This window comes from Flavobacterium geliluteum (assembly GCF_017948595.1).
Classification (GTDB): domain Bacteria; phylum Bacteroidota; class Bacteroidia; order Flavobacteriales; family Flavobacteriaceae; genus Flavobacterium; species Flavobacterium flavipigmentatum.
The window spans coordinates 88,290-111,755 of the sequence record NZ_JAGFBV010000015.1; the positions used below are offsets into that span (position 1 = coordinate 88,290).

The 23,466-nt window shown below is 35.2% G+C and carries 27 protein-coding genes; 15 read left to right on the forward strand and 12 right to left on the reverse strand.

Features of this window, described 5'->3' with window-relative positions; all coding sequences use genetic code 11:
* Positions 1 to 36 precede the first annotated feature (36 nt).
* From J3495_RS10775 to J3495_RS10805, 7 genes are all read left to right on the forward strand, one after another.
* The gene (locus J3495_RS10775) at positions 37 to 1,215 is read left to right on the forward strand and encodes an acetyl-CoA C-acyltransferase (protein WP_210666562.1); all 1,179 of its coding nucleotides are present in this window, start codon (positions 37 to 39) and stop codon (positions 1,213 to 1,215) included.
* A gap of 71 nt (positions 1,216 to 1,286) precedes the next feature.
* Positions 1,287 to 2,048, forward strand: a complete 762-nt coding sequence (locus J3495_RS10780) for a C40 family peptidase (protein ID WP_210666563.1) — start codon at positions 1,287 to 1,289, stop codon at positions 2,046 to 2,048.
* 67 nt (positions 2,049 to 2,115) lie between these two features.
* Positions 2,116 to 2,616, forward strand: coding sequence for a type II RES/Xre toxin-antitoxin system antitoxin (parS, locus tag J3495_RS10785; RefSeq protein WP_210666564.1), 501 nt, complete (start codon positions 2,116 to 2,118; stop codon positions 2,614 to 2,616).
* Entirely contained in the window at positions 2,616 to 3,083 is a 468-nt protein-coding gene (locus J3495_RS10790; RefSeq protein WP_210666565.1) for an RES family NAD+ phosphorylase, read from the forward strand. Before parS ends, J3495_RS10790 begins: the two co-directional genes overlap by 1 nt.
* A gap of 417 nt (positions 3,084 to 3,500) precedes the next feature.
* Entirely contained in the window at positions 3,501 to 3,707 is a 207-nt protein-coding gene (locus J3495_RS10795) for a hypothetical protein (RefSeq protein WP_210666566.1), read from the forward strand.
* Positions 3,676 to 3,954, forward strand: a complete 279-nt coding sequence (locus J3495_RS10800; protein ID WP_210666567.1) for a putative quinol monooxygenase — start codon at positions 3,676 to 3,678, stop codon at positions 3,952 to 3,954. Before J3495_RS10795 ends, J3495_RS10800 begins: the two co-directional genes overlap by 32 nt.
* 140 nt (positions 3,955 to 4,094) lie before the next feature.
* Positions 4,095 to 5,369, forward strand: coding sequence for a DUF2130 domain-containing protein (locus J3495_RS10805; RefSeq protein ID WP_210666568.1), 1,275 nt, complete (start codon positions 4,095 to 4,097; stop codon positions 5,367 to 5,369).
* Between the two features lie 78 nt (positions 5,370 to 5,447).
* Here the strand turns inward: J3495_RS10805 and J3495_RS10810 are convergent, their stop codons facing one another.
* From J3495_RS10810 to rocD, 3 genes are all read right to left on the reverse strand, one after another.
* On the reverse strand, positions 5,448 to 5,891 hold the full coding sequence (locus J3495_RS10810) for an META domain-containing protein (protein WP_210666569.1): 444 nt from the start codon (positions 5,889 to 5,891) through the stop codon (positions 5,448 to 5,450).
* 124 nt (positions 5,892 to 6,015) lie between these two features.
* Positions 6,016 to 6,780 (reverse strand): META domain-containing protein, encoded by a 765-nt coding sequence (locus tag J3495_RS10815; RefSeq protein WP_210666570.1) that lies wholly within the window; start codon positions 6,778 to 6,780, stop codon positions 6,016 to 6,018.
* Between the two features lie 258 nt (positions 6,781 to 7,038).
* The gene (gene rocD / locus J3495_RS10820; protein ID WP_210666571.1) at positions 7,039 to 8,289 is read right to left on the reverse strand and encodes an ornithine--oxo-acid transaminase; all 1,251 of its coding nucleotides are present in this window, start codon (positions 8,287 to 8,289) and stop codon (positions 7,039 to 7,041) included.
* 201 nt (positions 8,290 to 8,490) lie between these two features.
* On the opposite strand from rocD, the gene J3495_RS10825 reads away from it, so the two are divergent.
* The 4 genes from J3495_RS10825 to J3495_RS10840 all read left to right on the forward strand — a co-directional run bounded on the left by J3495_RS10825 (position 8,491) and on the right by J3495_RS10840 (position 11,834).
* On the forward strand, positions 8,491 to 8,943 hold the full coding sequence (locus tag J3495_RS10825; RefSeq protein ID WP_210666572.1) for an Lrp/AsnC family transcriptional regulator: 453 nt from the start codon (positions 8,491 to 8,493) through the stop codon (positions 8,941 to 8,943).
* A gap of 86 nt (positions 8,944 to 9,029) precedes the next feature.
* Positions 9,030 to 9,803: a dienelactone hydrolase family protein gene (locus J3495_RS10830; RefSeq protein ID WP_210666573.1), complete on the forward strand. Its 774-nt coding sequence runs from the start codon at positions 9,030 to 9,032 to the stop codon at positions 9,801 to 9,803.
* Between the two features lie 30 nt (positions 9,804 to 9,833).
* Positions 9,834 to 10,805 (forward strand): DUF3667 domain-containing protein, encoded by a 972-nt coding sequence (locus tag J3495_RS10835; RefSeq protein ID WP_210666574.1) that lies wholly within the window; start codon positions 9,834 to 9,836, stop codon positions 10,803 to 10,805.
* Positions 10,806 to 10,811: 6 nt separating this feature from the next.
* Entirely contained in the window at positions 10,812 to 11,834 is a 1,023-nt protein-coding gene (locus J3495_RS10840; RefSeq protein WP_210666575.1) for a M28 family peptidase, read from the forward strand.
* Positions 11,835 to 12,075: 241 nt separating this feature from the next.
* Here J3495_RS10840 and J3495_RS10845 read toward each other — a convergent pair whose 3' ends face one another.
* Both J3495_RS10845 and J3495_RS10850 read right to left on the reverse strand, forming a co-directional pair.
* Positions 12,076 to 12,861 (reverse strand): sulfite exporter TauE/SafE family protein, encoded by a 786-nt coding sequence (locus J3495_RS10845; protein ID WP_210666576.1) that lies wholly within the window; start codon positions 12,859 to 12,861, stop codon positions 12,076 to 12,078.
* Between the two features lie 124 nt (positions 12,862 to 12,985).
* Positions 12,986 to 13,621, reverse strand: coding sequence for a Crp/Fnr family transcriptional regulator (locus J3495_RS10850; protein WP_210666577.1), 636 nt, complete (start codon positions 13,619 to 13,621; stop codon positions 12,986 to 12,988).
* 374 nt (positions 13,622 to 13,995) lie between these two features.
* Between J3495_RS10850 and J3495_RS10855 the strand changes: the two genes are divergently transcribed.
* The 4 genes from J3495_RS10855 to J3495_RS10870 all read left to right on the forward strand — a co-directional run bounded on the left by J3495_RS10855 (position 13,996) and on the right by J3495_RS10870 (position 17,199).
* Positions 13,996 to 14,307 (forward strand): rhodanese-like domain-containing protein, encoded by a 312-nt coding sequence (locus J3495_RS10855; protein ID WP_210666578.1) that lies wholly within the window; start codon positions 13,996 to 13,998, stop codon positions 14,305 to 14,307.
* Between the two features lie 78 nt (positions 14,308 to 14,385).
* Positions 14,386 to 15,966, forward strand: coding sequence for an NADP-dependent glyceraldehyde-3-phosphate dehydrogenase (locus tag J3495_RS10860; protein WP_210666579.1), 1,581 nt, complete (start codon positions 14,386 to 14,388; stop codon positions 15,964 to 15,966).
* A gap of 162 nt (positions 15,967 to 16,128) precedes the next feature.
* A complete protein-coding gene (locus J3495_RS10865) occupies positions 16,129 to 16,752 on the forward strand; it encodes a tetratricopeptide repeat protein (RefSeq protein WP_210666580.1) in 624 nt (207 codons plus the stop codon).
* Between the two features lie 42 nt (positions 16,753 to 16,794).
* Positions 16,795 to 17,199, forward strand: a complete 405-nt coding sequence (locus J3495_RS10870; protein WP_210666581.1) for a GNAT family N-acetyltransferase — start codon at positions 16,795 to 16,797, stop codon at positions 17,197 to 17,199.
* A 43-nt stretch (positions 17,200 to 17,242) separates the two neighbouring features.
* Here J3495_RS10870 and J3495_RS10875 read toward each other — a convergent pair whose 3' ends face one another.
* The 7 genes from J3495_RS10875 to J3495_RS10905 all read right to left on the reverse strand — a co-directional run bounded on the left by J3495_RS10875 (position 17,243) and on the right by J3495_RS10905 (position 23,312).
* The gene (locus tag J3495_RS10875) at positions 17,243 to 17,713 is read right to left on the reverse strand and encodes a hypothetical protein (RefSeq protein WP_210666582.1); all 471 of its coding nucleotides are present in this window, start codon (positions 17,711 to 17,713) and stop codon (positions 17,243 to 17,245) included.
* Between the two features lie 61 nt (positions 17,714 to 17,774).
* The gene (locus J3495_RS10880; protein WP_210666583.1) at positions 17,775 to 18,878 is read right to left on the reverse strand and encodes a pectinesterase family protein; all 1,104 of its coding nucleotides are present in this window, start codon (positions 18,876 to 18,878) and stop codon (positions 17,775 to 17,777) included.
* Between the two features lie 163 nt (positions 18,879 to 19,041).
* Complete coding sequence (locus tag J3495_RS10885; RefSeq protein ID WP_210666584.1) at positions 19,042 to 19,251, reverse strand: hypothetical protein; 210 nt, start codon at positions 19,249 to 19,251, stop codon at positions 19,042 to 19,044.
* A gap of 28 nt (positions 19,252 to 19,279) precedes the next feature.
* Positions 19,280 to 19,690, reverse strand: coding sequence for a hypothetical protein (locus J3495_RS10890; RefSeq protein WP_210666585.1), 411 nt, complete (start codon positions 19,688 to 19,690; stop codon positions 19,280 to 19,282).
* Between the two features lie 75 nt (positions 19,691 to 19,765).
* Positions 19,766 to 20,821: a type I restriction endonuclease gene (locus tag J3495_RS10895; protein ID WP_210666586.1), complete on the reverse strand. Its 1,056-nt coding sequence runs from the start codon at positions 20,819 to 20,821 to the stop codon at positions 19,766 to 19,768.
* Between the two features lie 105 nt (positions 20,822 to 20,926).
* A complete protein-coding gene (locus tag J3495_RS10900) occupies positions 20,927 to 21,595 on the reverse strand; it encodes a response regulator transcription factor (RefSeq protein WP_210666587.1) in 669 nt (222 codons plus the stop codon).
* 7 nt (positions 21,596 to 21,602) lie between these two features.
* Positions 21,603 to 23,312 carry a tetratricopeptide repeat-containing sensor histidine kinase gene (locus J3495_RS10905; RefSeq protein ID WP_210666588.1) on the reverse strand — a complete coding sequence of 570 codons (1,710 nt, stop codon included), beginning with the start codon at positions 23,310 to 23,312 and terminating at the stop codon, positions 21,603 to 21,605.
* Between the last annotated feature and the right edge of the window lie 154 nt (positions 23,313 to 23,466).

Here is a 23,466-nt window from a genome sequence, read left to right on the forward strand (position 1 = left end):
TTAAATTTGCTATCACTAACTAATAGTCTACAGAAAATGAACAAAAGAGTTGTTATCGTTTCTGCCGTTAGAACACCTATCGGAAGTTTCATGGGAGGTTTATCTACCGTTCCCGCACCAAAATTAGGTGCAGCCGCAATAAAAGGCGCACTACAAAAAATTAACCTTGACCCAGAATTAGTTGATGAAGTTTTTATGGGCAACGTAGTACAAGCTGGAGTTGGACAAGCGCCAGCCCGACAAGCTGCACTATTTGCGGGATTATCTGAGAAGGTTGCCTGTACTACTGTAAACAAAGTTTGTGCCTCCGGAATGAAAGCCATTATGTTTGGTGCACAAGCCATTGCTTGCGGAGATGCAGAAATAGTTGTAGCAGGAGGTATGGAAAATATGAGTCTCATTCCGCATTATGTGCAAATGAGAAACGGAACTAAATTTGGTCCCGCCACAATGTTAGACGGCATGCAAAAAGATGGTTTGACAGATGCTTATGACAACAGTGCAATGGGAGTTTGCGCTGATTTGTGTGCTTCTGAATACCAGATTAGCCGTGAAGAACAGGATAATTTTGCTATACAATCTTACGAAAGAAGTGCAAAAGCATGGGAAGCAGGAAGATTTGACAATGAAATAGTTCCTGTTGAAGTACCGCAAAGACGTGGTGAGCCCGTAATTTTTTCGAAAGATGAAGAATATACTAATGTAAAATTAGATAAAATACCTTCTTTAAGCGCTGTTTTTACCAAAGACGGAACGGTTACTGCCGCAAATGCATCAACAATAAACGATGGAGCAGCTGCTGTGATTTTGATGTCTGAAGAAAAAGCAATCGCATTAGGATTAAAACCTTTGGCCTACATAAAAGGCTATGCGGATGCTGCACAGGAGCCAAAATGGTTTACTACAAGTCCGGCAAAAGCATTACCAAAAGCATTAGATAAAGCCGGAATAGCGATTGGAGATGTTGATTACTTCGAGTTTAACGAAGCTTTTGCTGTCGTTGGATTGGCCAATTCTAAAATCCTTGGTTTGGATAACGAGAAAGTAAACGTAAATGGTGGAGCTGTTTCGTTAGGACATCCTCTTGGTTGCTCTGGTGCCAGAATCGTTGTAACTTTGCTCAATGTTTTAGAACAAAATAATGCCAAAACGGGTGCTGCCGCTATTTGTAATGGTGGAGGTGGAGCTTCGGCAATTGTGATAGAACGAGTTTAAAAAATAAATAGCATTATTAGGAGTTATTCTAAAAAAATAACTCCTAATTTTAAATACATAAATTATCTTAAATGTTCGGAATTTGTAATCTAGCCATAGTACCTGTTCGATTGGAACCAAGTGACAGAAGTGAAATTGTTACGCAGCTTTTGTTTGGTGAACACATCGAAATTTTAGAACGCCAAAACCAATGGGCTAGAATCAGGATTCAGTTTGATGGCTACGAAGGATGGATGGATTCTAAACAATATCAGGTAATTTCTGAAACAAATTTTAATCAATTAAGCAATGAGGCTATTATTTTAAATGCCGATTTGATTGATTATATTACTTCTCCGGATAATTTATTATTGCCTATTCCGCTTGGAGCTTCCTTGTCATTTTTGAATAATAGCGAAATTAATACCTCTAATTTTGGATTTGAAGGAACCAGAACCAGCGGTATAAAGCCCAAAAGTACTTTAATAACGACAGCTTACATGTATTTGAATGCTCCTTATCTTTGGGGCGGAAAAACTCCTTTCGGAATCGATTGTTCTGGTTTTACACAAATGGTATACAAATTAAACGGTTACAAACTCACCCGCGATGCTTCGCAGCAAGCCCTAGAGGGAGAACCGCTAAGTTTTATTGAAGAAAGTGAACCAGGTGATTTGGCTTTTTTTGATAATGAAGAAGGAAACATCATTCATGTTGGCATCATCATGGAAAACAACTACATCATTCACGCAAGTGGAAAAGTACGCATCGATCGTCTCGATCACTTAGGAATTTACAATCCTGAAATAAATAAACATACTCATAAATTGCGTGTGATCAAGAAGATAATTTAGTTTTTTAATTTAATTTCTTTAATTAAGCAACAAAAATATTGTATATTTGTAGCAAATTTGTTGCGCAATGAAAAGTATCAAACAAAAAACACAACCTTTTGACACTAAAAGAAGTATTCAAAATGCCTCAGGAAAAGTGATCTCCATAAAAAGATCTACATTATATTCCGGAGGGAAAGAGTATAGCTGGAGCAATAAATTGGAGCGTGTTGGCGTCATACGATCTGGTATTCCTTACGATTCTATCGAAGAAATTAGCCGAAGACTCAACAATCCTGTAAAATCAGTTTTGGCGATTGTCGGAATTCCCCAAACAACTTATAATAAGAAAAAAAGCGAGCATTTACTGCTGGACAGTAGAGACAGCGAATTGGTTATTTTAATCAATGAGTTGATAGACTACGGACTGGAAGTTTTTAATAATGAGGAAGAAAAGTTTCAAAGATGGTTAAAAAAACCGAATCTTTCTATTGGCGGAAACATTCCTGAAAATATGCTTGATACTGTTACAGGAATTAATGAAGTCAAATTTAGTCTGAATAGATTAGAGTTTGGAAACTTGGCATAATGATCGTATTTAGAATTGAAAGAGAAAAATACTTATCCACAACTCTAAAAGGTATCGGAGCATCTATGTCTGAAGGCTATCGTTGGAATAGCCTCAACACCAGAATGGTTTATACTGCCGAAAGCAGGGCTTTGGCCACTCTAGAGGTGTCGGTACACTTAGATTTAAGTGAAGATTTGCCCATAGATCGTTTTTATGTCGAAATTGAAATTCCCGATGAAATACTAATTCAGGAAGTAAACCTCGAAGATTTACCAGAAGATTGGAATGCTAAACCACCTATTGCAACTACTCAGATGATTGGTGATGATTTTATAGATTACAATGAATCTGCAGTCCTAAAAGTCCCAAGCAGTATCGTACCAGAGGAATTTAATTATTTAATAAATCCAAATCATCCAGATGCCTCAAAAATTAAAGTTTTAAGCACCAGAAAAATGATTTTTGATTCCAGATTTAAAAAATAAAAATAGACATACTTCCCAAATTAACACAGATAAAAAATACTTTTTAATCCACTAATCTGTGGCAAAAAATTGTTTTTAAACACTAACCGAATCGCTTTTCTAAACTCCGACGGACTATTTACGTTGTCAAAAAATTACACATATGAAAACAATAAGAAGTTCTTGAGTGTGTCCCCGCAGAAAAAGCGGGGTCGGGTCATTCGCTAAATCTTTTGTTTTTTAAAGAAAAAAACAAAAGGATACCGCTGCTACCCCTCACACGATTCTCAACTTCAATAGAACATTTACAATTTGAAGAAAATTTTTATCATCAACGGAGGAAAAAATTTCGCTCATTCAGGCTGAAAATTCAACCAAACAGTCACCGATTGGACCATCGAATTTTTGACCAATAGCAGAAAATTCGAAATCAAAACAATGAATATCAAAGAAGCCATCGTTCTTGATGAAGAAGTCGATAAATTTGTTGGTATTGAGAAACTCGACACCTTCTATTTTCATGATCTCGAAAAAGGCGTTACCTCTGAAAATAGTAGTATATTTAAGGAAAATTATACCATCATCTTCAATAAATTTTTAAAACTTTTTAATCATGATTTCAATTACAGCCATCATAAAAAGTAAAACAGAAAACAGAGAACAAGTCCAAAATATGTTGCATAATTTGGTTACCGAAACCAGAAAAGAAGCGGCTTGTATGCGATACGATTTACACGCAACAAAAAATATTTTTATCATTTGGGAAGAGTGGAAAGACCAAGATGGACTTGATTTTCATAATAATCAAAAGTATTTGCAGGACTTTATTGCAAAAAGCGAAGATCTCATTGATGCTCCTATTCAGGTTTACAAAACAGCTGCAGTTTTGTAAATGATAATTGTTTCAGCATTTGATAAAGTTCACGAATTAAAGTTTGTCTGCATATACAAAATTGGCTTACGTAGTGTGGCAAAAGCCCTCAATTTTAAATATCTTAGCAAATTATAATTCGACTTAATAAACTCAATAAAATGGCGGAGCAATCTTCAATTCAGTGCCCAAGCTGCGGAACCACTATCGACGTAAATGATATACTGAAACATCAGTTGGAAGATAGTATTCGCAAAGAATTTCAACAAAAAGCAAATGTTCAGTCGAGAGAACTCGAACTAAAAAATGAGCAATTAGAAAAAGCAAAATCTGAATTTGAAGCCAAAAAAAAGCAGGAAAACGAACTTTTTGCAGAACGTTTGGAGCGTGAAAAAAAACTAGCCGAAAAAGAAATTACCGAAAAACTAAAAAACAAACTCGAAGAGGAAAACAAAGATCGTTTGACATCGATGGAGAAGGAGCTCACAGAAAAATCTGAAAAAATTCGAGAACTCAATAAAATGGAAGGCGAAATTGCCAAATTGCAGCGTGAAAAACTCGAGATGAAAGACGCTATTCAGGCCGAAGCCGAAAAGCAGCTCAACGCTACTTTAATTCTCGAGCGTGATAAAATTAGAAAGCAGGAGGATGATAAAAACGAGTTGAAATTTAAAGAACTTCAAAAGCAGCTCGAAGAACAAAAAAAGCTTACCGAAGAAATGAAACGCAAGCAGGAGCAAGGTTCTATGCAGCTACAGGGCGAAGTAATGGAGCTTGCAATTGAGGAATGGCTGGCAAATAATTTTCCACTTGACAGTATCGACGAAGTTAAAAAAGGCGCCAACGGAGCAGATTGTTTGCAAATTGTAAACACGAGAGAATTACAAAATTGTGGTTCTATTTATTACGAAAGTAAACGCACAAAAGCATTTCAGCCCGCATGGATTGAGAAATTTAAGAATGATATACGAACAAAAAAAGCCAATATCGGCGTTTTAGTAACCGAAGTTATGCCTGCCGGAATGGAGCGGTTAGGAATGCGTGATGGCATCTGGATTTGTACTTATGAGGAATTTAAAGGTCTTAGTGCCGTTTTGCGACAATCGCTTATACAAGTGAGTCAAGCCGTTCAGGCGCAAGAAAACAAAGGCGATAAAATGGCAATGTTGTATGATTTTCTTACTAGTAACGAATTTCGTTTGCAAATAGAAGGAATCGTAGAAGGTTTTACCCAGATGCAAAGTGATTTGGATGCTGAAAAAAGAGCCATGCAGCGTATCTGGAAACAGCGTGAGAAACAAATAGAAAAAGTAGTCAATAACACTTTAGGGATGTATGGCTCTATTCGCGGTATTGCAGGAAATGCTGTTCAGACGGTTAGAGCGTTGGAGCTGGATTTTATTGAAGACGAAGAGCCTACTGAAGAATTGGAATAATAATATCCAACGAAATAATGATAAAAAAATGCCTCTCATTGTGAGACGAGAGGCATTAAAAAAAACTACTTTTTTTAATTACAATTTTTTAAAGACCAACGTTGGTCCAAATTGATTGAAAAGTGATAATTTTTCACTTTTTCTAGTGTAATTTGTTGTTGTTTTTAATAATCTTAAAAACTCATCTTCTTTTTTAGCTGCCGGGCATTTTTTTGTTTCTGAGCTCACATTTAAAAATTGAAGTTCTCCTTTTTCTTTCGAAAACAAAAAACCTTTAATAGCGTTACACCCCGAATTTCCTGTAAAAGATTCTGCTGAAGTATTGATTTCAACTTTAGGAAGTTGCTGCGCAAAATCAGATTCGGTAACCTTTTTACCGTTCATCTCATCCAGAACCCAAACTTCCTGCAATTTGTTTTCAATTGCTTTTGAGAGTGAATTCGTGGTTGGTTTTGCCTCTTTGGTAGCGTTACAGCCATAAGCCAATGAAGCTGTAATTAATAACATTAAAATCCTTTTCATGTAAAAAATAATATAATTTGTAAGTTTAATTTTTCAAAATTACGATTATTTTTATATTTATAAGAAAATTTTTATGTTAAAATAATTATAATATAATTTTTATCTTACATTTTTAGATTGTAATCTAGTCTACTTTTCTAAAAATCAAACGTAAACCGGAAGCATCAGAAAGAGACAATCGATTATTTCCAATAAAATATTGGGTCGTGGTTTGGAGGGTTTTTAGGAATTCCTCCTCATAATTTGAGGGAACGCAAGCCATCATGGTCGAAGTTACATTGGTGAAACGAAGGGAATCTTTCTCATAAAACAAACGTCCATTGATAGAATTACAGCCTCCAAAACCCATAAACTCATTTTTAGACGCATTTATTTCGATTCTTGGCAACTCTTTAGAAACATCAGAAATTGCTACTTTTTTACCGTTTAATTCTTCTAAAACCCATATATCATGCAAGCGATAATCTGTCACATAATGTCCGCAGCCTTCGATATTTTCTACTTGATTAGTTGCTGTTTTTTTTATTAAAATTTGTACGCTGTAAGGTGACATAATGCCAGACATAGTAGTAGTGCACTCTTTTTTTAAAATGGTAATCTGAAAGTTGTAATTCGAATTACTCAATTTATAAATCTTAACATTAGCGTTGGCTGTGGTAATGGTCTCGACAGACGAAAAAACAATTTTCTCGGCACCCGGAAGCAATGATTTAAAAACGGTTTGTTCGGCACCTATTTTTACCTCCCAAAAAGGCTCATTTCCTCTGGCAATAAAAAGATAATTATAGTCGTCATACTCAGATTTTGTTTCTTCTAACTTTACTGGAACCAGAGATTTACAGCTTATTAATAGTATGCTTGCGATAAAAAGTATAAATATTTTTTTCATAGAAAATAATTTTAAAAAGGTAAAAAGAAAGTAAATATTAAAGAGCTAATTTTTTAAAAAAGTTGGCAAAAGCTCTTCAATCAAAGTTATGCAGAATAAAGTGCTGTGCAACGTTTTATTGTAGTTACTATTAATCGAAGATCAATTGATGGGAAGTAACATCAGCTAATAATGCATTTTTATTAATTGTAAACAAAAAAAGACGATCATGAAACATAATCGTCTTTTTGAGAATAAAGTAAGTTGGAGTATTGTTATTTATCTAAAATAGTTTAGAGATTTTTCAATAATATCAAGGCATTCATGAATTTGTACTTCGGTCATTACCAATGGAGGTGCCAATCTTATTTTGTTGCCATGAGTCGGTTTTGCCAGTAAACCGTTGTCTCTGAATTTTAAGCAAATTTCCCATGCCAAATCAGAATCTTCAGTACAATTAATGACAATTGCATTCAGTAATCCTTTTCCTCTCACCAAAGTAATTAGGTCGTTGCGTTCGGCAATTTCATTTAATCCTTTTCTTAAAATAATTCCTAAATGTTCTGCATTTTCTGCCAGTTTTTCGTCTTTTACTACTTCAAGCGCCGCAATAGCAACAGCCGCAGCAACTGGATTCCCACCAAAAGTAGAACCATGCTGACCAGGTTTTATGACATTCATAATTTCGTCATTTGCCAACACAGCCGAAACGGGATAAACACCTCCAGAGATTGCTTTACCTAAGATAAGAATATCAGGCTGTACATTTTCGTGGTGTACGGCCAATAATTTTCCGGTACGTGCAATTCCGGTCTGCACTTCATCGGCAATAAATAAAACATTATGTTTTTCGCAAAGTGCTTTGGCTTTTGCTAAATATCCTTCAGATGGCACATAAACGCCTGCTTCACCTTGTATTGGTTCTACCAGAAATCCCGCAATATTTTTTGATGAGGCTAATGTTTTTTCTAAGGCTTCGAGGTTGTCATATTCAATTTTTATAAATCCTTCTGTAAAGGGACCAAAACTTTTACGAGCTGTTTCGTCATTCGAGAACGAAATTATCGTGGTTGTTCTTCCATGAAAATTATTTTCACAAACAATGATTTGCGCCTGATTTTCCGGAATTCCTTTTACTTCGTAGGCCCATTTTCTGCATAATTTAAGCGCTGTTTCAACTGCTTCTGCACCCGTATTCATTGGCAGCACCTTATCAAAACCAAAATATTTGGTTACATATTCTTCGTAATTTCCTAATTTATCATTGTAAAAAGCACGCGAAGTCAAACTAAGTTTTTGTGCCTGATCAATCATGGCTCCTACTATTTTTGGATGGCAATGCCCTTGATTTACAGCAGAATAGGCAGAAAGGAAATCATAATATTTTTTGCCGTCAACATCCCAAACATAAACTCCTTCGCCTTTTTCTAAAACTACAGGTAACGGGTGATAATTGTGAGCTCCGTATTTATTTTCTTTTTCAATTAAAACCTCAGATTTTGATGAAAGTACTTCCTGAATATGTCCCATGATCATTTATTTTTTAGTAGTACAAAAATATAAAAATTATTTATTTATTGATTAAAAAAGAATAATTTTAACTTAAAAATCATATTTAAAAACTAATTTTACTTTTAATCACAGCATAATAAGTCATTTTTGATATTGTTCGAAAGAATTAAATCAGACTTATTTTTATCTTTATAGCTTTAAACGAAAAACAACAATTTCATGGAAATTTTAGATGAATTTGACATTAGAATAATAAAAGAATTAGAAAAAGACGGTCGGGTTGCCTATTCTACCATTGCCACTAATTTGAAAATATCAAATACAATGGTGCATCAGCGCATCAATCGTCTGATGGAACAGGGCATTATCTCGGGAATTAAACCTGTGTTAAATGAGAAACAAATGGGGTACGATTGGGCTTCTTTTACGGGTATTACGCTCAATAAAGACTCGGATTCCGAGAGAATCATTGAAACACTAAAAGGTATTCCGGAAGTTACAGAATGCTATTTTGTAACAGGATCTTTTACTTTATATTTGAAAATTACAGCAAAAAATCATGAGCACATGCGCAAGATTTTGTACGAGCAAATTGATAATATTCCGGGTATTGCCAAAACAGATTCGATGATTGAATTGGGATGTGCCTTTAAAAGAAATATTATTTTGTAAATTATATAGTAAAAGCTTTAGAATAAATATCTTCAGAGGTTTTTTAGTACAATATTATTTCAGATATTTGTTTAAAATCTATCTTTATGAAAAATTATGCTCTTTTAATTTTAACTACTATATTAGTTTCGAGTACAATAACTGCTCAATTAAAGCCTGTGAAATATGCAGATGAAAGTCAAGTGTTAAATGGCTTATCGATAAAATCTGCCAAAAAAAGCAGTCAAAATCCCGGAATTTTATTGCTTCCGGCATGGCTAGGAATTGACAATGCTTCTAAAGGAATTGCAGAAAATTTATCTAAACTCGGCTATCATGTTTTTATTGCCGATATCTACGGCGAGGGAAATTATCCAAAAAATACTGCCGAAGCTGGAAAGCTAGCCGGTTTTTATAAGCAAAACGTTGCGGCTTATCAAAAACGAATTGATTTGGCTTTGCAGGAATTGGTAAAATCGGGTGCCAACGCCGATAATATTGTTGCAATTGGTTATTGTTTTGGAGGAACTGGAGTTCTTGAAGCCGCTCGCGGTCACCTAAATGTAAAAGGTGTAGCTTCTTTTCATGGAGGTTTAGGAAAAGATGCAGCTCGTACTGCTGAGCCTATTACAACAAAAGTGTTAGTATGTCACGGTGCAGATGATCCTTTTGTTCCTGTAGCAGAAATTACTGCTTTTCAGCAAGAAATGAGAGATACCAAAGCAGACTGGCAAATGATTTATTATGCCAATTCTGTACATTCGTTTACCAATCCTGAAGCGGGAAATGACAATTCTAAAGGGGCTGCTTACAACGAAAAGGCCGCCAAAAGAGCTTTTGAGCATTTGCAATTATTTTTGAATGAAGTGCTTAAAAAATAACGCTCAACCAACTGATCAACTACCACAATAATGTCAAAAAGTACAATAAGAAAAGATAAAACGTGCCTGAACTGCAGGCACGTTGTCGAGCAACACTTTTGCCCCAATTGTGGGCAGGAAAATACAGAATCTCGAAAAACATTTCACCATTTGTTTATTCATTTTTTTGAAGATTTGACACATTACGAAAATGCTTTCTGGAAAACTATTCGGAATTTACTTTTTAAGCCATCTACACTAACTAAAGAATACCTCTCCGGAAAAAGACTTTCGTACCTGGCGCCAGTGCGCCTTTATATTTTTATCAGTTTTATTACGTTTCTTTTGATTGCTTTGTTTCCTAATAACGTAAGTGAACAATTAAATAAGAGCGGAGAAGTCATTTCTTTAGAAACAGAGAAAACCGCTAAAGCGAGCAATAAAAAGTTGGATGAGTCATTAGAATTCGAGTTAAATTCGGTTAGGAAACTCGATTCTATTCAAAAATACGGAACAGAAAAAGAAAAATTTTCTGAGTTTGAATATTGGGCGATGAAGAAAGTTTTGGTGGTTACCGAACATTATTCAAAAAAGGAAATTATCGAAAAATTTATCGAATCTTTCTTTCATAATATTCCGAAAATATTGTTTGTAGTAATGCCGTTTTTTGCTTTCTTTCTATGGTTATTTCACAATAAAAAGAAATGGTATTATTTTGATCACGGCATATTTACCCTGCACTACTTTTCGTTTTTGCTATTGCTATTTCTCATCATGTTTATCACTCAGAAAGTGATTGGCATGTTTGGAGAAAATAGTCCGATAGCTTTTGTGGCAGACATTACCAATTTTATTGGCTACGTCTGGATGATCTATTATTTTTTTCCTGCACATCATCGTTTTTATGGAGAAACGCGATGGATTTCTTTTATAAAAACCGTTCTATTATTTTTTATAAACTTCTTTTTTACTCTATTTTTACTCGTTTTATACACCTTTTATATATTCGTCAACTTACATTAATTTAAAATGAAAAAATTTTTAGTTTTATTACTAATTGCATCTACGTTTTCTTGTAAAAACGCACAGTTAGCCGCTCCTCAAGACAATTCAGAACCAGCGAAATACATGAATATTATTTCTGAAGAAAATTTAAAAAAGATGCTGTACATTGTTGCTTCTGATGAAATGGAAGGCCGTGAAACGGGCTCGAAAGGACAAAAGAAAGCAGGTATTTATATGATTGAGCAATACAAGAATAACGGAATTCCTTTTCCTAAGGGCGCCAAAGATTATTACCAAGCTGTTCCTGCTGCTTTTTTGAATGCAAGACGCAACGAAAACCTTCCTGATTCGGAGAATATTTGGGCCTATATTGAAGGTAGTGAAAAGCCAAATGAAGTTTTGGTAATTTCTGCGCACTATGATCACGTAGGAATTAAAAAGGGAGAAATTTATAATGGTGCTGATGATGATGGTTCCGGAACAGTGGCGTTGTTAGAAATTGCAAAAGCATTTGCAAAAGCTAAAAAAGACGGACACGGACCAAAACGCTCTATCTTATTCTTGCACGTTACGGGCGAAGAGCACGGCTTACACGGTTCACGCTATTATTCTGAAAACCCATTATTTCCGATTGCGAACACTATTGCCGATATTAACATTGATATGATTGGTCGCCGTGATGTAGAACATGCTAATACTAATAACTATGTGTATGTAATTGGTGCCGACAGATTATCATCGGATTTGCATAATATTACGGTAGCTCAGAATGAAAGATATGTTAAATTAGATTTGGATTTTAAATTTAACGATCCCGCAGATCCAAATCATTTTTATGAGCGTTCAGACCATTACAACTTTGCAAAACACGGTATTCCTGCTGTTTTTTTATTTAATGGAGTTCACGAAGATTACCACCAAAAAGGAGATGAACCAGAAAAAATTGAGTATGATGCTTTGACCAAAAGAGCCAAATTGGCCTTTGTAATAGCGTGGGAATTGGCCAACAGAGAGAACAGACCAGTAGTGGATAAACCGATTAAATAAACGGATTTAGAAAGTATATTTTAGAAAAAAGGATGAGTTGTAAAAATTCATCCTTTTTTGTTTTCCTAAAATATAGTTTGGATGCTCTATTGCTCGAGTGTGCGTTAGGGATAGGAGCGATATCCTTTTTGTTTTTTCTTTAAAAACAAAAAGATTTAGCGGATAGCCCGACCGAAGGGAACGCCCAAAATAGATGCTGTCTTTAAAAGCAAATGTGCCAAATTGTTTGAAACTAATTAGATTAAAAAAGCATTTCTTTGGTGATGATATAAAATCCCATGACGAGGACGAACCAGCCAAAAATAGGTTTTAGTCTGGCACCATCAATTTTTTTGGAGAGTTGGCTCCCAATAAACATTCCGGTGAGTGCCATTGCAGAAACGCTTAGCAGAAACGGGTAATCGATTGGTGTGCCGATGTATAGATCGCCTCCAAAGCCGATGGAAGAATTGATGGCGATGATGAGCAGTGATGTTCCAACGGCTTGTTTCATGGGTAAATTGGCAAAAAAGAGCAGAGCGGGAATGATCAAGAATCCGCCACCAGCGCCTAAAAATCCCGTGATGATTCCGACTACAAAACCGATGATGCTTAATTGCAAATAATTGGTTTCAGTTGTTACTATTTTGGGCTCTTTTTTTCGAATCATAGAGATCGATGCAGTAATCATCAATATAGAAAAGATGATCATAATGAGGAAATCCTTGGAAACAGAATAAGAAGCGATAGAAAATAGTGTTGAGGCAATTTGAGGAAAAATTACTTCTCTGATAATGAGTATTGAAATTACGGATGGAATCGCAAAATACAAAGCCGATTTAGGTTGCAGGTTGCCCATTTTGTAGTGACTATAACTCCCGAACATGGCTGTCAATCCTACTATAAATAGCGAATACGAGGTGGCTTGCTCTGGATTTACTTTAAATAAATAAACCAAAATAGGGATGGTGAGTATCGAGCCGCCTCCGCCAATTAAACCAAGTGAAACTCCGATGATGATAGAAGCAAAATATCCTAAATATTCCATTGTATTATTTTTAGGCAAAGTTGGGTCGTTAAACGCAAATGTGCAGTAACATTTGTCACATACGAGAAGAAATTTTAAATTATTTTTTTGATGTATTCACGAATGTATTTTATGGCTAATGGTCTCAACTATTTATTTTTAAAAGCTCGATTTGGTTTCGGTTTAATTTTACCAGACCGCGTTGTTCCATTTTTTTGAGTAATCTCGAAATTACTTCTCGTGAGGTGTTTAGTTCTGTTGCAATTTCCTGATGAGAGAGTTTTACTTCGGTACAGCCACAGGCGTCTGAGTGGCGTTTTAAATAAAATTCTAAACGTTCGTCCATAGATCGAAAAGCGATGCTGTCTACTACTTCGAGGATTTCTTCGAAACGGTTTTTGTAGGTTTCGATCACAAACTCGTACCATGATTTGTGTTCCATCATCCATTTGTCCATCAGGTTTAACGGTATCATCATCACCGAAACATCTTCAACGACTTTGGCCATGATCTGGCTTTTTTCGCTTTTGGTTGCGCAAATCATCGAAATAGCACAGGCTTGCCCGGGTTGCAAATAATACATCAGGAACTCACCACCATCTTCGCCTTCGCGGTAAATTTTGATTTTTCCTTTGGTGACCAAAATGGTGTTTTTGATGTATTGTCCGGTGCGCATTAAAATTGTTCCCGCTTTAAAATCTTGCTCGCTGGCATTTTTTTCGATATCCGAAATGAGTTCGCTTGAGAAGTTGGGAAACAGTTTTTGTATAGAATTTTGCATGAATGAGAAGGATTAGGTTACATTGGGCAGCTTCGAATTTTTTGCTGTTTTGAATGCTGCTTGATGCGAAAACCGTTAATTTGAAAGGCTTGTATTTTATTAAAAAAATATTTAAACGGATGATTTTATACAAAGATAACAGAATGTAACAGTATAAGTTGTCAGAAAATCATATTTTGAAGGTATTTTATGCAAATGAAAAAATCTTATTTTCTATCGATTTTATAGAGTATATTTTTAAAAATAGTGAGTAAATTTGTATTTCACTGATTAAACTACTTTCTCTAAAACGTTTTCTGAGAATAATAATCGAAATCGTATTGGGCACGTTTTTAATTAGTAGAAACATCGTAATTTTACAAAAACACAATATTATGAATTTATCACAAGAAGAGTGGATTGCTCAGCTGGCTGCTGACAAAAACGCAGTTATACTGGATGTACGAACTGAAGACGAATTTAACGACGGCTATATCGAAAATGCCGTTAACATAGATATTCATAAAGGACAAGGTTTTATTTATGAAATCGAAGAATTAGACAAAAACAAAAACTATTATGTGTACTGTCGTTCTGGTGCAAGAAGCGCCAAAGCCTGCCAAATAATGAACGAATTAGGGATTGAAAATGCCTATAATTTACTTGGCGGAATCCTGGATTGGGAAGGTGAAACTGTACAGTCATAAAAGTTAGAGAGAGGCCCTGAAAAAGCCTCTCTTTTATTTGAAAAGCTATTAAATAACCAAACTATAAATTACGAGATTATGAATTTGATACCCGAAGAATTTCAGATTAAAACCCTTATCAATCAAGATACTTATCTTGTAAACGGAGAGTTAAAAAAATGGACAGGTCAGACTACACCTGTGTTTTCTACGATATCGTCTACCGAAAAATATGCTCCTACGCTATTGGGTTCAATTCCTTTTATGGGAGAAAAAGAAGCTCACGAAGTGGTGCAATCTGCCTATGATGCTTATGATATGGGACAAGGTTTATGGCCTACGATGAAGGTAATTGACCGTATAAAATGTATGGAAAGTTTCGTTAAGCAAATGAAGACCACCCGAGACGAAGTAGTGAAATATTTGATGTGGGAAATAGGCAAAACATTGGGAGATTCGCAAAAAGAATTTGATAGAACTGTAGAATACATCTACGATACCATTGACAGTTATAAAGAGTTAAACGGCCGCAGCTCACATTTTTCTAAAGTACAAGGCGTAAATGCCATGATCCGTCGTGGTCCTTTGGGCGTTGTTTTGTGCCTTGGGCCATACAATTATCCTCTCAACGAAACTTTTGCATTATTGATTCCGGCTCTTATCATGGGAAATACCGTGATTCTTAAACCTGCTAAAAATGGTGTTTTGTGTATTTCATCACTCTTAGAAGCTTTTAGAAGCAGTTTTCCTAAAGGCGTAATAAACATTATTTATGGCAGAGGCCGAGAAGTGGCTTCTCCTATTATGAAGTCGGGAAAAGTTGATGTTTTAGGACTTATCGGAAATAGTAAATCGGCAATTGCTTTGCAGGATCAGCATCCTAATAAAAATAGATTGCGTTTGATTTTAGGTCTTGAAGCAAAAAACCCCGCTATTATTTTGCCGGATGCCGACTTAGATTTGGCCATTCAGGAATGTATTGCCGGAACTTTGTCGTTTAACGGGCAACGTTGTACCGCATTGAAGGTTTTGTATGTACATGAGTCGATTGCAGAAGAATTTAATAAACGTTTTTCTGAAAAAGTGGACGCGTTAGTTTTTGGAAATCCGTGGGAGAAAGGTGTTTCTCTGACACCCCTTCCTGAAACAGATAAGCCGGCATATCTTCAGGGATTGGTTGATGATGCAACGGCTAAAGGAGCCAAAATATTGAACGAAAAAGGAGGAAAACATAGTGAGAATTATATTTTTCCAGCGGTTTTATTTCCTGTTAATAAAGAAATGCGTGTGTACCACGAAGAGCAATTTGGCCCCGTTATTCCAGTGATTTCATTTAAAGATATTAAAGAACCTTTGCACGATATGGCGGAGTCCAATTATGGTCAGCAGGTGAGTTTGTTCGGAAAAAACATCAAAACTCTTGCACCGCTTATTGATGCTTTGGTCAATTTGGTTTGCCGTGTAAACTTAAACAGCTCATGCCAAAGAGGCCCTGATGCGTTTCCTTTTACAGGCCGAAAAGACTCTGCTGTAGGTACTTTGAGTATTCCGGATGCATTGCGTTCGTTCTCGATTCGTACGTTTGTAGCTTCAAAAGATATTGATTACAACAACGAAATTTTGCAGGAATTATTAAATAGTAAAGAATCAAATTTTATTAATACCGATTATATTCTTTAATTTTAGTACATATTACTGTCTAAAAAACCCGTCTTTTTCTTTCGATTAAGACGGTTTTTTTTAAATAAAAAACAACGAAAAATACTAGAAATAAAAGCAAATATATTTAGCTGGGATTTAGAAATAATTTATCTATTTTTGCCAAAAATATAGCTTTATTTTATGAAAAATTATCTTGTTATTATTACCTTTTTATTTGCATTACAAAATTACGCTCAGAGCGATGTTAAAAAAAAATTTCAAAAAAACAGATATGATTTAGCTGTTTCTCATTACAAAAAATTAGAGTACACAAAAGCAATTGATCTTTTCTCTGTTGCCTCTAAAATTGATCCGGAAAGCCCAATAGGTATTGAATCACGACAAAAAGTCGATACACTGAAAACAATTTTAAGGAAAGAATTAGTAAACCATTTACAGGGCACTTGGAGAAAAACAGGGAACGAACCAAGCTGGACAACTAAGGAAAAAAGCAAAATCTCCAGCAGTGAAAAGGACGAATTAATCGTTATAAATGACAAGCAGATTTTGTTTTATGAACAAAATATAAAAACAAAAGAAAGAAAAATCGTAAAATCTGAGAACTTTGTGTTTTATGATAAAGAGGATTTGAATGGTGTGTTTTCTGGAATTATTTTATCTGATAAAACAATTTGGACGTATAATGTGGATGATACTGCAAAAACATTGCAAATGCTATGTGTAGGTGAGGAAACAGAAGAAGGAACCAAGAAAATTATTGTCGATAATCCCGAAATATATTGCGAAAAAGTAGTATATCCTTAGGTTTTTACTGTTTTTTCGGGATATGATTTTTAAATTTTCCTTATGATAATCAAAGAAATCAAAGCTTCTGATACCTGGAAAATCAGGCATGAAGTGATGTGGCCCAATCAGCCCTTTGAATTTGTTCAACTCGAAGAAGATGATGAAGGATTGCATTTTGGAGCATTTATTAATGAAGAATTAGTAACGGTAGTTTCCTGCTTTATCATTGCCGATGAAATGCAATTTAGAAAACTCGCAACATTAGAAAGTTATCAGGGACAAGGAATGGCTTCGAGACTTTTGAAATATATTTTGCAACTTGCAAAAGACAAAGGACTGAAAAAAGTTTGGTGCAATGCGAGAACCAATAAAAAGACATTTTATACAAAATTTGGATTGAAAGATACGCAGCAAACGTTTACTAAGGCTGGGCAGGAATTTACAATAATGGAAATTGTTTTTTAGCAATCTCTTTAGAATAAAAAAGAACTAAAAACCGCAATCAACTTTAATTGATTTCGGTTTTTTTATAGCTCAATTTTGGGTTTTTTAACACCATTGATGCGGTTCTTAACCCCAAATTTGAGGTTCCAGACCTAAACGATGGGGTTCCTAACCCCGTTGATGAGGTTCTTAACCCCAAATTTGAGGTTCCAGACCCAGACGATTGGGTTCCTAACCCCGTTGATGCGGTTCTTAACCCCAAATTTGAGGTTCCAGACCTAAACGATGGGGTTCCTAACCTCGTTGATGCGGTTCTTAACCCCAAATTTGAGGCTCCAAACCTAAACGATGGGGTTCTTAACCCCAAATTTGAGGTTCCAGACCCAAACGATGGGGTTCCTAACCCCGTTGATGCGGTTCTTAACCCCAAATTTGAGGTTCCAGAGCTAAACGATGGGGTTCCTAACCCCGTTGATGCGGTTCTTAACCCCAAAGTTGGGGTTCCAGACCTAAACGATGCGGTTCCTAACCTCAACGTTGCAGCTCAGAACCCCATCGGAGGAGCTTTTAATCCCAATAACGCTATTTTATCCCTGTTAGAATGCTTTTTGATAATTCGCAACAGCGTTTTTAGCTTTTTTAGAAGGTAGAATAGAGCGGCAGTTGTCCTTTTCGATTACGGGATTCCAATCTCCTTCAAGAGGAACCGCGGTGGTAGTATTAGCCGCAAATATCTTTGCTTTGGTATACATAGATGCTTCTTCTTTAGTTAATTGATGTGTCCATGACAACCGTTTTTTGGGTTGATAGCCAGGACCAAAACAATCGTATTCGGCATAAAAAGTAGTTTTCCAGTTGTCAAACGCTTTATGGCTGGGGTCTTTTGACCATACCGACCAACCATCTACTGCTATCTTGGGGCCTTCATACGAATGAACTAGCACTACATTGGCACCAGCACCCCAGGGTCTGCCAAAACTTACGTTGGTGACAGTCTCTTTGGGATAGGTCATAAAAACACAATCTTTAAACACAAAACCATATTTGCTTTTGCCAATCTCATGATTGCTCGCGGTGATGTAAGAATCTTTTCTGATGCTGATAAAGCAGTTTTCAAACAAGGCTATTCCGGCACCAAAAATAAAGTCTGTGGTTCCGTCAATAATGCAATCTTTAATGTAGGTTCTTTTGTTGTCTTTTAGATAAAAAGTGTCCTGAAAACCAGTTATTTTACACAGGTGAAAGACACCTCTGTCTCCCGTAACCATCAGCGCGACAGCTTGCCCTCCTTTTTGGTATTGTGGCAATTGGCTGTCGATGGTATTTTCAAAAGTAATGTTCTCTGCTGTAAAATCATCTGCCTCAATGCATACGCTGAAAGACTTTTTGGTACCGCCCGCAATTTCGGCATAATCATCATACGTCAGAATTGTGTTTTGGTACGATTCGCCTACAAGCTTTACATTTTTCTTGGCAGCAGCCAGTGTTAGTTTTTCTTTGTAAATCCCCGGTTTTATAAAAATCACAATTTGTTTAGAGTTATTTTCGGGCACAGCATCAAAAGCTTCTTGTATTTTAGTATAATTTCCGCTGCCATCTGTTGCCACTACGATGTCGTAAATAGCATTGTTTTTTTGAGCATTTACTGTATTTGCAAAGACAAATAAGAATATAAAACAAGAGGCAACAGGAGTTTTCATTTGTAGTGTTTTTGGATTTGCAATGTAATTAAAATTTGAGTTTCTAAAATAAAAAATCGCCAGAAAAGGCTTCTACAACCGATTATTCATAAATAAAAAATAATTACACGCATAGCACATCCAGAAGATTACTTCAGAGGCAACATCTTTATGCTTTTATTGCCTAATCTTCCCAGCCGCAAAGCGTAAGCCCGTAGTTTTTGGCCTGCGAAAGAGATGTTTTAAAAGTTCCGTGTTTGCAGGAAGATAAGCCACGACAGCTTTCGTTATAATGGTATTTTTTGGCTCCCGTCTGGCCACAAATATAAACCTGAGTTTCGATAATATTCAAAGGACTCAGAAAAAGAAACAGTAGGATATAAATGGTTTTCATGTACGTATAGATTTGGGGAGTACTACTGTTATCTGACTACGAGCTGATAGTAGTTTCCGTGTTGATCGACTGCTTTTAGTTTTCCATAATGAACCCATTCAGCCTTTATTTCAATAACCGGAATCGAATCGTTTGTCAGGATTCCGGCACCATATTTTCCTTCAATATTAATGTTTCCAAAAACAGAATCTCCTTCGGTATTTATTCCTTTTACATCATAATTGTACTCATAATGTCCTGGTTTTCCTGTCCTGTACTCGTACTGATGCGTTGTATTGGTATGGTAGGTTTTGGCCTCTTCTACGGTAATGGTCTGGCGGTCAGCGGGCGTGATTACCTCTTTGTAAAAAGTATTTATTTTTTGAGGAGGCAATTGCTTTTTACAGGAAATTAATCCTAAAGACAGCAATACGAGCGGTATTTTATAATTGAAAAGCATATTTTATAAATGTAAAAAGAACAACTCTAATGAAATAGCGTATTTATACGGGATTAATATGTTTTTTTATGAATTTTATTCGGTTTCATAAAGAGTGACAGTGTCCAGTAATTCCTTTTCAAATTGATAAATATCATCAATTGAAGCAATAGAGATTTTGGCTTCGGTTTTATTTTCGTTAAAGAGGCTGATGTATTTTTTACTGCCGTTAAGGTGCAATCGGCAAAGAGGTTTTCTGTTATTATCATCTAATAAAATACCAAAATAAGATTGGGTATCACGATAAACAACTCGGCTGGTAGGAATTTTTCGTCTTAGTATGGCAACGATAATGCGATACCCTTCAAGTTCTTCTTCGCTTGTAATTATTTTACTTTCTTCTTCAATAGATTCAACCTGTTCTCCTTGCTGTTTGATCGTTTCTTTGGTAAGTGCAGCATTAAGACGGTCATTTATTTTTTCGCTGATAAATTGGTTTAAGGATTTTTGTACCAAATCTTTAAACTCGTCTACTACTTTTTCTGTAAGTCTCCCAGCATACACTTTATTGGCGAAAAGTTTTGTAAAATCGTTTGAAGGATTTTCCAATTCGATAGTGATTTGCTTTTTAATCTCTTTGATATATTTTAAAGCGCTTGCGTTGCTTACAATGTTATCAACGTTAAAATTTGTTTTATGAAATTTTGTAATTTCATTGATAATATTTTCTTTGAGATTGGTGATGTCAAACTCTAAGAATGGCTTCTGATCCATTTTGTTTTTATCATCGAGATCAGTAAAAAACTGGTATTCGATTCCATTGGTCAAAAGTGCAAATCGAGTTTTGGTCACATGAAAATAACGAAAAAGTTGCGAATTATGAACGGTCAAATTTTCTTTCCAGCTTTTGCATTCAACTATGATAATGGGTTCTCCGTTTTGAAAGATGGCATAATCTACTTTCTCGCCTTTTTTTAAACCTAAATCGGCTGTAAATTCAGGCACTACTTCCAGAGGGTTAAAAGCATCATATCCCAAAACATGTATAAAAGGCAACACAAAAGCATGTTTGGTAGACTCTTCGGTCTCGATTTTGCTTTTTAGCTGGTTTATTTTATCAGCTAACGCTTTAAGTTGAATATTAATTTCCATAAGGTTCATTTTTAGAATGGTTTAGTATTTGATTTTTTAATTATTCAAATGTAAAACCATTAAAAACCAGTATTTTATGGAAAACCGTAATGTGATAAAAAAAACCTAAATAATTCCCATATCTTTTGCAATAGCCACGAGATGTACCGTGTTGTTTGCCTTAAAAAAGTCTCTAAGTTTGGCAATTCTTTTTTCGATAGTGCTTTTGCTGTTGGGTTTTATGCCCAACTCTTTAAATGTTGCGCCGATATCGTCCTGAGGTACACCCAACGAAAGTTGCTTGAGAATCAGGACATCAAAATCGTCTATTTCGTAGTTGTTTTTTTCTTGAATGACTGTCGCTATTTCAGATGAAACATATCTTTGGTCTGAGACAGCCAGCAAGTTGATCGCTTTTTTTAGTTCCTCGATACTGTTTCTGCCTTTAAGTACGAAACCATTTATCCCTGAGTTTTCAAAAAGTGACTTGATACGATAGCCTTTGTCTTCTACAGAATAGGCAATAATTTTAATGTTCGGTTGCAGCGCGCGAACTTGCTCGATGAGCTCGTCTCCGCTGGCAATTTTTACTTCTCGATGATCTGTTTTAAAAGACAAATCACTAATTAGTAAATCGTATGGTTCGTGATCCAAGATGGCTTTTCGCATCTTCAAAAATGCATCATCACAATATTTCGAATGTTGAAAATCTACAATATTCAGATCTTTTAAGGCTTGTTCGATTCCTAGATTAATACTGTCAAAATCTTCGGCTACTAATACTTTTTTAAACATGTGGCTCTTATTTAGTCAAGGCTATTTTTACTTTAAAACCTTTATGCGGTTCTGAGTCAAAAGTAATAGTTCCTTTTATGGCCAGAATACGGTTTTCCATATTTTGCAAACCATTTTTGATTATTTCCTCTTTTGCACATCCTTTTCCGTTGTCGGCATAGTCAATAAGCAGCGAATTTTGCAAGTTTTCAAACTTCACAATCACTATAGACGCCTCGCTGTGCTTTTTCATATTGACCATTAACTCTTGTAAAGTGCGGTAAATAGTGATTTTTTTTATATCATCCAGACCTTCCCAATTTACTTTTTCAAAATTGTTAATGATAACATTTCTACTCTCAGAGTTAAAAGTAGAGAGCATTTCTTTGATGTTTTTAGAATATCCGATACCCGTATCAACATCGTTATTCTCTCTCGAAATTCCTCTTACACGAACGTAAATCTGGTCCAGTTGCTCCAATAATTTTTCTTTTTTATTCTCGCTTGTCAAAGATTGGGTCTCGGCAAAAGTGATCGCATGAAATACATCATTGGCCAACTCATCGTGAATTTTTTTAGCAATTCGGGTCTCGGTATCGTACGAAGCTTTTAGTTTTCCGATTCGATTTCTGTTGCGGAAATAGCGAATCAAAACCAGAATCAGAATCAAAAGAAAAACTGCTACAATCAACCAAACAATACGCTGGTACTTTACTTTTTGAAGCGTCAGCAAATTTTCGGCTCTCTCTAAACGAAGTTTCTGATTTTCGTCTTTTTCTTTTTTAGAATCGTATTTTATTTTGGCAAATTTGTTTTTAAAATTATTTCGAATCTTGATAATACTATCGTTCAGGAAAATGTATTTTTGGGCATACTGTGTATTTTTCGAACTAAAATCAGTTGAAATTAAAAAGGATAATGCTTTCAGACGTTCGTCAATACTATTAAATTTTGTGGCCGTTTGATAAGCAGTTTGCGCATAGTCAATAGATTTCTTCGGATTAGTTTTGGCATAATATTCTGCGAGATGCAAGTTGCTTTCGATCGCACCGTATGCATCATCAATTTTATTTCGCATCGCAAGTCCTTCATTCATCAAAGAAATACCTTTATCAAAATTTCCTTTTTTAAAGTAAGCGTAACCTAAATTGTCTGTAACACGTGCTTTTGTTGTCTGAGGTAACTGATTACTTATTTTACTATTTAAAATTGATTCCAAAATTTGAATAGCCTTGTCGTATTTTTTTTGCTTGATATAAACAACCGCAATATTGTTTAGGGGAGATTTTTTTGATATTGAATCCGTTACACTTTTTAAAGCAGTTTTGTATGAAATAATAGCATCATCGTAAAGTGACAATTCTTTATCTGCAATGCCAAAGAAATTATATATTGAAAGAAGATAAATATCGTCTTTTTTAATGTATGGTAAAGCTTCTGTTAAGGTTTCTTTACTGCCGTAATAATCGCCATTGATTTGCTGAATAGAAGCCATCTGAATCAAATTATATGCAATATTTATGCTGTCGTGAAGAGATTCAAATTTTATTTTTGATTTATTAAAATTATAGAAAGCACTATTGAAGTTTTTATTCTTAAGGTTGAATAATCCTTTTTCAAGTAAAATATGAGCTTCTTTTTGAATGGGACTTTTAATAATATTCTTCTCCTTTTTTTCTTTGCAGGAAGTAAAGAAAAAAAGGAGAAGAAGAATACTAAAAAACGGGGATCGTAGCATAAAAGTTACTTTCCCCGAATGTAGCAATTAATTAATTCAAGTTGCTAGTTTCTATAGTATAAAAAACAAAGCAGAGGTTTAGTAAATTTGTTTTGCGAACCAATAAACCTCACCAATGCTTTGTAAAGACAAAATTATATCAATTTTTTGTTTA

Coding starts and splice junctions, on each gene's coding strand:
- J3495_RS10890 (WP_210666585.1), bottom strand. CDS start 19,690: ATGCTTTTCAATTATAAAATACCGCTCGTATTGCTGTCTTTAGGATTA.
- J3495_RS10900 (WP_210666587.1), bottom strand. CDS start 21,595: ATGTTTAAAAAAGTATTAGTAGCCGAAGATTTTGACAGTATTAATCTA.
- J3495_RS10805 (WP_210666568.1), top strand. CDS start 4,095: ATGGCGGAGCAATCTTCAATTCAGTGCCCAAGCTGCGGAACCACTATC.
- J3495_RS10865 (WP_210666580.1), top strand. CDS start 16,129: ATGAAAAATTATCTTGTTATTATTACCTTTTTATTTGCATTACAAAAT.
- J3495_RS10880 (WP_210666583.1), bottom strand. CDS start 18,878: ATGAAAACTCCTGTTGCCTCTTGTTTTATATTCTTATTTGTCTTTGCA.
- J3495_RS10895 (WP_210666586.1), bottom strand. CDS start 20,821: ATGGAAATTAATATTCAACTTAAAGCGTTAGCTGATAAAATAAACCAG.
- parS (WP_210666564.1), top strand. CDS start 2,116: ATGAAAAGTATCAAACAAAAAACACAACCTTTTGACACTAAAAGAAGT.
- J3495_RS10815 (WP_210666570.1), bottom strand. CDS start 6,780: ATGAAAAAAATATTTATACTTTTTATCGCAAGCATACTATTAATAAGC.
- J3495_RS10885 (WP_210666584.1), bottom strand. CDS start 19,251: ATGAAAACCATTTATATCCTACTGTTTCTTTTTCTGAGTCCTTTGAAT.
- J3495_RS10905 (WP_210666588.1), bottom strand. CDS start 23,312: ATGCTACGATCCCCGTTTTTTAGTATTCTTCTTCTCCTTTTTTTCTTT.
- rocD (WP_210666571.1), bottom strand. CDS start 8,289: ATGGGACATATTCAGGAAGTACTTTCATCAAAATCTGAGGTTTTAATT.
- J3495_RS10825 (WP_210666572.1), top strand. CDS start 8,491: ATGGAAATTTTAGATGAATTTGACATTAGAATAATAAAAGAATTAGAA.
- J3495_RS10800 (WP_210666567.1), top strand. CDS start 3,676: ATGATTTCAATTACAGCCATCATAAAAAGTAAAACAGAAAACAGAGAA.
- J3495_RS10860 (WP_210666579.1), top strand. CDS start 14,386: ATGAATTTGATACCCGAAGAATTTCAGATTAAAACCCTTATCAATCAA.
- J3495_RS10835 (WP_210666574.1), top strand. CDS start 9,834: ATGTCAAAAAGTACAATAAGAAAAGATAAAACGTGCCTGAACTGCAGG.
- J3495_RS10790 (WP_210666565.1), top strand. CDS start 2,616: ATGATCGTATTTAGAATTGAAAGAGAAAAATACTTATCCACAACTCTA.
- J3495_RS10775 (WP_210666562.1), top strand. CDS start 37: ATGAACAAAAGAGTTGTTATCGTTTCTGCCGTTAGAACACCTATCGGA.
- J3495_RS10780 (WP_210666563.1), top strand. CDS start 1,287: ATGTTCGGAATTTGTAATCTAGCCATAGTACCTGTTCGATTGGAACCA.
- J3495_RS10850 (WP_210666577.1), bottom strand. CDS start 13,621: ATGCAAAATTCTATACAAAAACTGTTTCCCAACTTCTCAAGCGAACTC.
- J3495_RS10830 (WP_210666573.1), top strand. CDS start 9,030: ATGAAAAATTATGCTCTTTTAATTTTAACTACTATATTAGTTTCGAGT.
- J3495_RS10840 (WP_210666575.1), top strand. CDS start 10,812: ATGAAAAAATTTTTAGTTTTATTACTAATTGCATCTACGTTTTCTTGT.
- J3495_RS10870 (WP_210666581.1), top strand. CDS start 16,795: ATGATAATCAAAGAAATCAAAGCTTCTGATACCTGGAAAATCAGGCAT.
- J3495_RS10845 (WP_210666576.1), bottom strand. CDS start 12,861: ATGGAATATTTAGGATATTTTGCTTCTATCATCATCGGAGTTTCACTT.
- J3495_RS10810 (WP_210666569.1), bottom strand. CDS start 5,891: ATGAAAAGGATTTTAATGTTATTAATTACAGCTTCATTGGCTTATGGC.
- J3495_RS10795 (WP_210666566.1), top strand. CDS start 3,501: ATGAATATCAAAGAAGCCATCGTTCTTGATGAAGAAGTCGATAAATTT.
- J3495_RS10855 (WP_210666578.1), top strand. CDS start 13,996: ATGAATTTATCACAAGAAGAGTGGATTGCTCAGCTGGCTGCTGACAAA.